The following is a 268-nucleotide window of genomic DNA, read 5'->3' as shown; positions in this document are numbered from 1 at the left end:
AAGTCCGGTTTACTGGCGGGCGGAATCGGTATTCTGGTGGCGCTCGCGGTGTTGATCGTCGGCAAGCCGCTCATTTCGCTGGTGTTTGGCGTTAAGTATCTCGAAGCGTATGACCTGATTCAGGTGATGCTGGGCGCAATTGTGATTTCGATGCTGGGCTTCCCTCAGGAGTCATTGCTATTGATGGCGGGAAAACAGCGCGCTTTTCTCGTGGCGCAAACCATCGCCTCAATCGGCTACATCGTATTGCTGTTCATGTTCTGTCATC

The 268-nt window shown here is 53.4% G+C and carries 1 protein-coding gene; it reads left to right on the top strand.

Translation table 11 applies throughout. The features are described 5' to 3' along the window. Positions 1-268, top strand: a 268-nt coding sequence (locus SB725_RS31510; RefSeq protein WP_410923340.1) for a hypothetical protein, incomplete at both ends; no start/stop codon positions are given.

It is taken from the genome of Pseudomonas sp. SIMBA_041, from assembly GCF_046535095.1.
In the GTDB taxonomy this organism is placed as follows: domain Bacteria; phylum Pseudomonadota; class Gammaproteobacteria; order Pseudomonadales; family Pseudomonadaceae; genus Aquipseudomonas; species Aquipseudomonas mucoides.
The sequence above is the reverse complement of the archived record's forward strand: the minus strand, read 5'-3'. Positions and strand labels throughout refer to the sequence as shown.